Consider the following 8,613-nt stretch of genomic DNA (forward strand, 5'->3'; position numbering starts at 1 on the left):
CCCAGAGCATMGTAAGCACTTCCCAGATTGCCTAAGGATTGCCCCTCGCCGCGTCGGTCTTTGATTTCCCGGGCAATGGCTAAACTCTGTTCCTGAACCTCGATCGCCTTCGGGTAATTGCCCAGAGCATCGTAAGCACTTCCCAGATTGCCTAAGGATTGCCCCTCGCCGCGTCGGTCTTTGATTTCCCTGGTGATGGCTAAACGCTGCTCCTGGTATGAGATCGCTTTGCCATAATTGCCCAGGTACAAGTAAGCAAGGCCCAGATTGCCGAGGGATTGCCCCTCCCCCAGCCGGTCTTTGAGCTCCCGGGCAATGGCTAAACTCTGTTCCTGAAGCTCGATCGCCTTCGGATAATTGCCCAGGGACAAGTAAGCATTGCCCAGATTGCCGAGGGCTTGCCCCTCCCCCAGCCGGTCTTTGATTTCCCGGGCAATGGCTAAACTCTGTTGGTAATACTCGATCGCTTTGGGATAATTGCCCAGAGACAAGTAAGCATTACCCAGATTGTTTAGGGATTGCCCCTCCCCGAGCCGGTCTTTGAGTTCCCGGGCAATGGCTAAACTCTGTTGGTAATACTCGATCGCTTTGGGATAATTGCCCAGAGCATCGTAAGCAAGGCCCAGATTGCCCAGGGATTTCCTCTCCCCCAGCCGGTCTTTGACTTCCTGGTAGAGCTTGAGGGCTTGTTGCCAGGACCTCATGGCTGCTTCAAACTGGCTGGCGTAGAATTGTTCAATTCCCTGGTCCAGCAGGCGATCGGCCTCGACTTTGCGGGGGTCTTGCGCCTGGGCCAGTTGCAGGGATGATAGGGGTTGGACCTGCTCGGTCAGGATGGTAGCGGAGAGCGCAGGGCTGAGGCCAATCAGGAGAATCAACAGGGAAAGAATGGAAGCGGAGCGTTTGGTCGTACCCAAGGGATGGAGAGACATGGGGGACACCAAATTTCTATGGCCACATTATAAATTCTCAGCTATATAGTTGATGACTGATGTTTTTCAAAAGTTACAGTAGCCCTGCATCTCCCCTAATCAGCCCTCAGGCTCTGGGGTTGGAATGCTTCTGTTTCGTGTTCAGCATCGCTGCTCCCAGGGCTAGATTAGGGGGCGATCGTCTGTTCTTCCTGGCAACAGGACAACATTCTCCAACCATGCTTCCAGGTCAGAGATCGTCGAGAAGTTCAATATTTTGCTCATTAAAGCTGCTTCGATCGTCTGGGCTAGGTCAGGGATGAACAACGCCAGGGTTCAGATTCTATCCATTACACAAATCATGCCAGAAGCTTTGCACAGCAAGGATTTCAACGAATCGTTCTTCTGTGAGTACTCAACAAAAAGGCTTAGAGTGTTATCTCTAAGCCTTTGATTTCGACAAATTCCTGGATTTGAGGCAGGGTTAACCGAGTGCTTCTGCACCACCAACCACTTCCAGAATTTCCTGGGTGATGGCAGCCTGTCTGGCTTTGTTATAGGACAGAGTCAGGGTACCAATCAAATCACTGGCGTTCTCACTGGCATTACTCATCGCCGACATCCGAGCAGCCAGTTCGCTGGCTGCAGATTCCTGCATCGCCCGGAGTAACTGGTTATTCAGATATAGCGGCAATAGGGCATCCAGAATCTGCACTGGATCCTGCTCAAAGATCATGTCTCTGGGCAGATTCTCAAGGGGAGAGGACATTTTCTGCCGTTCCACCTGGAACTGCCCCCCTTTCGTGGTCAAACGGAAGATCTCGTCATCAGAGGCTTCCAGACCTTGTGGATCGAGAGGTAACAGGGTTTGAACCACAGGTCGAGAGCTAATCAAGGAGACAAAGCGAGTATAAACTAACTCCACCCGATCGACCGTTTCTGACAGAAACAGAGACAACAGCTTGTCAGCGACCATGGAAGCTTCCGCTGCGGTAGGAATCTGCTCCAGATTGGTGTAGATCTCATCAATCGGCTGACTGCGCCGCTGGAAATATTGGGCAGCTTTGCGTCCCACCAGGATGTACTGGTAGTTCAAACCTTCCGCCTGAATCTCCTTGGCCCGATTTTCTGCCCGACGAATCACGTTTGTGTTGTAAGCGCCACAGAGACCCCGATCGCCGGAGATCACCAACAGCCCCACCGTTTTCACCTCTCGCTTCCGCAACAGAGGCAGATCGGCATCTTCAAAACGCAAGCGACCCTGCAGGCCATAGAGAACCTGAGCCAGACGATCGGCAAAAGGTCGGGTAGCAATCACCTGCTCTTGGGCCCGACGAACTTTAGCGGCGGCCACCAAACGCATCGCCTCAGTGATTTTCTTGGTGTTCTTGACCGACTTGATGCGATCGCGAATAAACTTAAGATTTGCCATAGTTCTAAAAAGTTTTGAGGTCTAAGCGTTGAGGGATGAGTTTTAAGTTAGGGATAACTCAAAGCTCATCCCCCATCACCGATCAGGCAGTAGCCAGGTAGGTTTTCTTGGATTCTGCAATGGCTTCCTTCAGCAGCGTTTCAGCTTCATCAGTCAACTGCTTATCGTTTTGAACGATTTCAATGTAGCGCTGCTTACTGGTTTTGAGGTAATCCCGGAAGGACTTCAAGTAGCCCCCCACTTTCTCCAGGGCAATGTCATCCAGGTATCCGTTGATCCCGGCATAGATAACCGCCACCTGCTCACTCAAAGGCAGGGGTGAGTACTGAGCCTGCTTCAAAATTTCCCGCAACCGCTGTCCCCGAGCCAGTTGGTTCTGGGTTGATTTATCCAGATCAGAAGCAAACTGAGAAAATGCTTCCAGTTCGGCGAACTGAGCCAGTTCCAGCTTCACCTTACCCGCAACTTTCTTCATCGCTTTGGTTTGGGCTGCAGAACCCACCCGAGAAACGGAGATACCCGCGTTCACTGCAGGACGGAGACCGGAGTTGAACAGGTCAGAAGACAGGAAGATCTGACCATCCGTAATCGAAATCACGTTGGTGGGAATGTAGGCAGAGACGTCACCCGCCTGGGTTTCCACGATCGGCAGGGCAGTCATACTTCCTTCACCCAACTCAGGGCTGAGCTTGGCAGCCCGCTCCAGCAAGCGAGAGTGGATGTAGAAGACATCCCCAGGATAAGCTTCCCGACCTGGCGGACGACGCAGCAGCAGGGACATCTGACGATAAGCTTGAGCCTGCTTGGACAGGTCATCATAAACAACCAAGGTGTGCTTGCCTTTGTACATGAAGTACTCAGCCAGGCTAGCACCCGTGTAAGGGGCAAAGAATTGCAGGGTCGCCGGGTCGTTGGCGTTGGCAGCAACGACAATGGTGTAATCCAGAGCACCCCGTTCCCGGAAAATGTTGACGATGTTCGCAACCGTAGAAGCCTTCTGACCGATGGCCACATAGACGCAGATCACATCGCCACCCTTCTGATTCAGGATGGTGTCCATTGCAACGGAGGTTTTACCGGTTTGGCGGTCACCAATAATCAGTTCTCGCTGCCCCCGGCCAATGGGGATCATGGCATCAATTGCAGTAATCCCGGTTTGCAAGGGTTGGTATACGGACTTTCGCTCAATAATCCCAGGTGCAGGGGACTCAATCAGGCGGGTATCCGTGGTGTGGATCTCTCCTTTGCCATCGATCGGACGGGCCAGGGCATCAACCACACGGCCAATCATGGCATCTCCTACGGGAATCTGAGCGATGCGACCCGTGGAGGTTACAGAACTCCCTTCCTGGATCGATCGGCCATCCCCCATCAGCACCACACCCACGTTGTCTTCTTCCAGGTTGAAGGCGATCCCTACCGTTCCGTCTTCAAACTCCAGCAGTTCACTGGCCATGACCCGATCCAGGCCATAAACCCGAGCAATACCGTCACCAACGGACAGCACCGTACCGACATTAGAAACCTTAACGTCCTGGTCGTACTGCTCAATCTGTTGCCGAATAATGTTGCTAATTTCGTCAGGTCTGATACTTACCATGGGAGTTTCTCTTGTATAAGGATGAAGGAGGAAGGATGAATTGGGTTGAATTACAGGTCTTGGACAGGTAACTCAAAATTCAAAATTCAAACGAAATTCAAAATTCTCCTAGGTTGCGCTGGTAAGACGCAGGGAGATGCGGCGGAGTTGGGTACGAAGGCTGGCATCGATTACCTGAGAACCCACCTTAATAATCACACCGCCAATCAGGTCCGGGTCAACTTTTAGATCCAGGTCTACCTGACGGGCATTGACCATAGCCGTTACCCTCTCCCGCACGGTCTGCTGTTGAGCCTCGCTCAGAGCCACTGCCGAAGTCACTTCAGCTAGAACCGTCTGATTCAGTTGACGGAGAAGGGCCTGAAATTGCTTGCAAACACCTTCCAGAAAAAGGATGCGGCGGCGATCGACCAGAATCATCAAAAAGCTACGGGTATAGGGATGAATCTGATCGCCGGTGACCTGCTGTAGAACAGATTTCTTGGCCTCAGTTTTTATCACTGGATTGGCCAGGAAATTTTTCAAATCCTCGGCAGAGTTCAGGAGCTCAAGCAAGAAATTGACATCTTGCGCCACCTGCTCAACCAGATTACCGGATTGAGCCGCTGACATTAAAGCCTGAGCATAGGGCTCCATGATTTCGGCAGCCAGAATGCCTTTCATCAGCGACCTCCCAGAGTAGCAATACTGCGGTCAATCAAGCGCTGCTGGGCCGATTCATTTAAGTTACCGGCCAACTGAGACTCAACCCGCTGCAACGCCAGAGCAGCAACCCGGCGACGCAATTCTAAAATAGCCCGCTCCTGCTCCGTATTAATATCCTGAACCGCCGTTTCACGAACGCGCTGCACATCCCGCTCGGCCTGAGCCAGAATAGCTTCTCTGGCTGCCTTAGCCGCTTCCTCTGCCGAAGCACGAATCCGTTCCGCCTCAGCCTGAGCCTGAGCCAACTTCTGTTGCTCTTCCGCTAGGGCAGCAGCAGCGTCCTTGCGGCGCTCCTCAGCAGCTCTAATCGCGGCTTCGATCGTTGAAGTACGGTCAGCCAGGATACCGCCTAGAAACTTACGACCCAGGTAGACCAGCAAGCCGATCACGATCGCTAAATTAATCAGATTTGTTTCCAGGAGGTTGAAATTCAGGCCAAAGCCTCCTTCACCAGTTGCTTCAGCCAGTTCAGAGCTGATAGCACCAGCCTCCACAGCCAGCAATACAAAGAATCCCATAATTTAAATCCGAGACTGTAACGCTCTACTAAAGCTTCAAGCTTTTAACCTATCCAAGCTGAACCGACCCTCTAAAGCGAGTAGCCATCAACAAGCTAACCAACCAGTTCAGCACCGAGCAGCTTCTCCAGGATCTGACGGCTCAGATTATCCACCTGACCTTCCAGAGAAGTCAGCGCAGCCTGCTTCTGAGTATCAATTTCTCGTTGGACCTGTTCCCGCTGAGCCTGGGCCTCTCGCTGAGCCTCAGCAACTTGTTGAGCAGCAACTTTATCGGCATCAGCTTGGGCTGACGCGATCGTGGCCTGATACTGCTTACGAGTTTCAGCCAGTTCTTGCTCGTACTGCTTTGCCAATTGCTCCGCCTTGGCCAGACGCTCCCGAGCCTCAGTTTCATTCTTCCGAATGTATTCGTTCCGCTCGTCGAGCACTTTAGTCAGTGGCTTATAGAACAGGATATTCAGGACCGCTGCCAGCAGCAAAAACTGAATTGCCATCAGGGGCAGGGTTGCATTAAAATCGAACATTTGCTGTAAACCTCAGCTTCGTTAGTAGGTGAATTTCGTCGTAGAGACGTTCCTGAGAACGCCCCTACGACGACTAAAAACTAGGAGGCGAAGGGGTTAGCAAACAGCAACACGAGCGCGATAACCAGACCGTAGATGGTGAGTGACTCCATGAAAGCCAGGGTCAACAGTAAGGTACCGCGAATCTTGCCCTCTGCTTCAGGTTGCCGAGCAATCCCTTCAACAGCCTGACCAGCAGCATTACCCTGACCGATGCCAGGACCGATGGCAGCCAGACCGATAGCCAGAGCAGCAGCCAGAACCGAAGCGGCAGAAACTAATGGATCCATGGTTGTATTACCTACCTCTAAAAATTAACGAAACTGATGTCTAAGGGTGGACACAGGTTTTTGACCTCATGGGAGGAACTGGTCTCATAAGCGTCTCCACAGAAGTAGGACCAGACCAGCTACGGGCAGTCGCCCTAACTGAGGGGCACCGTTAATGGTGCTCCCCATGCTCTTCACCATGTCCCTCCATTGCCTCTGCGATGTAAGCAGCAGCGAGGGTTGCAAATACCAGTGCCTGAATCGCACTCGTAAACAAACCCAGCAACATCACAGGCAAGGGAATAAAGAGAGGGACAAGGAGTACCAGAACCGCGACAACCAGCTCATCCGCCAGAATGTTTCCAAATAGACGGAAGCTGAGGGAAAGCGGCTTGGTAAAATCTTCCAGAATTGCGATCGGAAGCAAGATGGGCGTGGGCTGAATGTACTTGGCAAAATAGCCCAGACCCCGTTTGCTAAAGCCCGCATAGAAATAAGCCAGGGAAACCAGCAATGCCAGGGCAACCGTTGTATTAATGTCATTGGTTGGTGCAGCCAGTTCTCCCTCCGGTAACTCGATTACCCGCCAGGGAACGAGAGCGCCGGACCAGTTCGAGACAAAAATGAACAGGAAAAGCGTGCCAATAAAAGGAACCCAGGGGCGGTATTCCTTCTCACCAATCTGATTTTTAGTCAGATTCTGGACAAATTCCAGGGCGTACTCCATGAGGTTTTGCATTCCCCTGGGCACTCGCTCAATCTTACGGGTGGCAAGAACGGAGGCAATCAGAAGGAGAGAAATAACAATCCATGAAGTCAGGAACACCTGGCCATGAACTTTCAGATTGCCGATATGCCAGTAAAAGTGGTGACCGACCTCTAACTTGGCAACAAATAGAGCATCGAGATTCAATAAATTCGTCACAAAGCCGCCTCGGTACATGATCCTGTACAACTCATCCTGTACAACTTTGCAATTTGCGCTGCAGTCCGAAACCACCTAGACCATCAACAGGAGGCTAAATATTCGTCAGATATCCGTCAGATATATTTAGATCTCTAGATGAGGTCAGGGGGTCTTTGAAGCTCTGTAGCTAGGTCGAGTGTGGGCAAAAACGGATCGCAACATCACGATGAGCAGTGTTGCCTTATAAGTCAGGAACCCCAAGAAGATCGGTAAAACTCTGAGCTGACTCCATTGAGTTGCGATAATCATCAACCCAATCAGAACAGCGAGCTGAGACCTTCCTATCTGACGCTTTTGCGGTCCGAGTTGCTCAACGTTCCTGGCTAACATCCTCAAGTAAACCACACTTGTACACGCTCCAAGTAAATAATTCAGAGCGGTATTGAGTGAGTAGAAGAACCAGACACAGCCAAACACGAAAATCGAGATCGCAACGGTGATTATCTGCAACTCTTGTTTGAGTTGGTAATATTCATCCATAGAATTTACAGCCTCTGATAGCTCAGGGACTGGTTCAGGAGACTCTCCTGAGGCGATGCCAGAAGTAGGTTCGGGACGATCGTCCGACAAATTCACAGGCAAAAACTAACTTTGATAATCAACGTTACTGCGATTGACCAATGGAAATCATATCATGCAGGGGTAACAATACTTAAGAAAGAATAAATAGATAGAACAGGGGAAATGTTTCTCAGAAATTGATTTGGAAACAGGGCCGAGAAGCCGGAAGACATCCAGGCTGAGTCCAGGTCCTTTCTGTCAGGGGAAGCTTGAACCCTCTAGGCCCTACTCTCCCTGCCGACTACAGCCATGGCCAGCGACACTAAACTGGTCTGTGCTGGTGATTAAAATTGGCAGGTTCATCGGGTTTTCTCTACCCCCGGCTGAGCAATTTGCTGCAAGCTGCCCCGAAATTGCGATCGGATAAGCTTATTTACATTTCGTTTACAATTCAGCCAATTTCTCATCTTTACCCTGACCGGAACGCAATGGCTTGAGCGGCCAGTAGAGGTTGGATTTGTTCTGATCATCGCAATTTGAGGTTGCCAGCCCCACAATCACTCGCCTGACTTATTTTTGCCGCTCCCGGCCCGCTATTAACTAGCATTAACCCTTTAGAGCCGGTCAGAAGTCCACAGGCAAAGGTACCTCCCCCTGCCGACGGACAGGCACTCTGACCCCCCTGCAAGCCATTTGCAACCCAACCACCCCAAATGGGAGGCTAAAGCCTAAAAGTATAGTTTTGTCAAGGATTAGTGAGAAAGTAACAGAACTTATCTTTTTTCTCAGCTAATCTACCGAGATCCTCTATGATGTGCAGCGTGGACCGTATGGGACGCAAGGAATTTGGGTAGTGCGTCAAACTGATGTGGGTCTGGTAGAGTAAGGAATCAACGATTCACCTACTCAAGCTATGGAATGTAAGCTCTGCGGTCATTCTAAGACTCACAAGCATGGCAAGATGCCGAATGGGCATCAACGCTACTTTTGCCTGGGGTGCCAACAAACCTTCTCAGAGAGTTTTGACACCCTCTACTACTACCGTCACGTCAGTCCAGAGCAAATTCAACAAGTCCTGCAAGCTCACAGTGAGGGCACCAGTTTACGAGGGATTAGTCGGATTAGCGGGTTAGCTTATAACACG

General features: G+C 51.1%; 9 protein-coding genes and 1 pseudogene. 1 reads left to right on the forward strand and 9 read right to left on the reverse strand.

Features of this window, described 5'->3' with window-relative positions; genetic code table 11:
- From BST81_RS26780 to atpB, 9 genes are all read right to left on the reverse strand, one after another.
- A partial coding sequence (locus BST81_RS26780) for a tetratricopeptide repeat protein (protein ID WP_143780527.1) occupies positions 1–932 on the reverse strand: 932 nt, incomplete at its 3' end.
- A gap of 162 nt (positions 933–1,094) precedes the next feature.
- Positions 1,095–1,238 (reverse strand): hypothetical protein, encoded by a 144-nt coding sequence (locus BST81_RS28645; protein ID WP_216351476.1) that lies wholly within the window; start codon positions 1,236–1,238, stop codon positions 1,095–1,097.
- Between the two features lie 157 nt (positions 1,239–1,395).
- Positions 1,396–2,343 (reverse strand): F0F1 ATP synthase subunit gamma, encoded by a 948-nt coding sequence (locus BST81_RS26785; RefSeq protein WP_075601531.1) that lies wholly within the window; start codon positions 2,341–2,343, stop codon positions 1,396–1,398.
- Between the two features lie 82 nt (positions 2,344–2,425).
- Positions 2,426–3,943, reverse strand: coding sequence for a F0F1 ATP synthase subunit alpha (atpA, locus tag BST81_RS26790; protein ID WP_075601532.1), 1,518 nt, complete (start codon positions 3,941–3,943; stop codon positions 2,426–2,428).
- Positions 3,944–4,051: 108 nt separating this feature from the next.
- Positions 4,052–4,606, reverse strand: coding sequence for an ATP synthase F1 subunit delta (atpH, locus tag BST81_RS26795; protein ID WP_075601533.1), 555 nt, complete (start codon positions 4,604–4,606; stop codon positions 4,052–4,054).
- Complete coding sequence (locus BST81_RS26800; protein WP_075601534.1) at positions 4,606–5,166, reverse strand: F0F1 ATP synthase subunit B; 561 nt, start codon at positions 5,164–5,166, stop codon at positions 4,606–4,608. The genes atpH and BST81_RS26800 overlap by 1 nt, the downstream gene beginning before the upstream one ends.
- Positions 5,167–5,261: 95 nt before the next feature.
- Entirely contained in the window at positions 5,262–5,693 is a 432-nt protein-coding gene (locus BST81_RS26805; protein WP_075601535.1) for a F0F1 ATP synthase subunit B', read from the reverse strand.
- 80 nt (positions 5,694–5,773) lie between these two features.
- Positions 5,774–6,022, reverse strand: coding sequence for an ATP synthase F0 subunit C (gene atpE / locus BST81_RS26810; RefSeq protein WP_017654400.1), 249 nt, complete (start codon positions 6,020–6,022; stop codon positions 5,774–5,776).
- Between the two features lie 151 nt (positions 6,023–6,173).
- Complete coding sequence (gene atpB / locus BST81_RS26815) at positions 6,174–6,926, reverse strand: F0F1 ATP synthase subunit A (RefSeq protein ID WP_253188507.1); 753 nt, start codon at positions 6,924–6,926, stop codon at positions 6,174–6,176.
- A gap of 1,456 nt (positions 6,927–8,382) precedes the next feature.
- Here atpB and BST81_RS26825 point away from each other — a divergent pair.
- A pseudogene (locus BST81_RS26825) lies at positions 8,383–8,613 on the forward strand (IS1 family transposase); the annotation flags it as partial.

Origin of the sequence: Leptolyngbya sp. 'hensonii' (assembly GCF_001939115.1) — a bacterium.
Classification (GTDB): domain Bacteria; phylum Cyanobacteriota; class Cyanobacteriia.

Bases quoted from the DNA above. Each gene is read 5' to 3' on its own strand.
- BST81_RS26785 (WP_075601531.1), bottom strand. From the start codon at position 2,343: ATGGCAAATCTTAAGTTTATTCGCGATCGCATCAAGTCGGTCAAGAAC.
- atpA (WP_075601532.1), bottom strand. From the start codon at position 3,943: ATGGTAAGTATCAGACCTGACGAAATTAGCAACATTATTCGGCAACAG.
- atpH (WP_075601533.1), bottom strand. From the start codon at position 4,606: ATGAAAGGCATTCTGGCTGCCGAAATCATGGAGCCCTATGCTCAGGCT.
- BST81_RS26800 (WP_075601534.1), bottom strand. From the start codon at position 5,166: ATGGGATTCTTTGTATTGCTGGCTGTGGAGGCTGGTGCTATCAGCTCT.
- BST81_RS26805 (WP_075601535.1), bottom strand. From the start codon at position 5,693: ATGTTCGATTTTAATGCAACCCTGCCCCTGATGGCAATTCAGTTTTTG.
- atpE (WP_017654400.1), bottom strand. From the start codon at position 6,022: ATGGATCCATTAGTTTCTGCCGCTTCGGTTCTGGCTGCTGCTCTGGCT.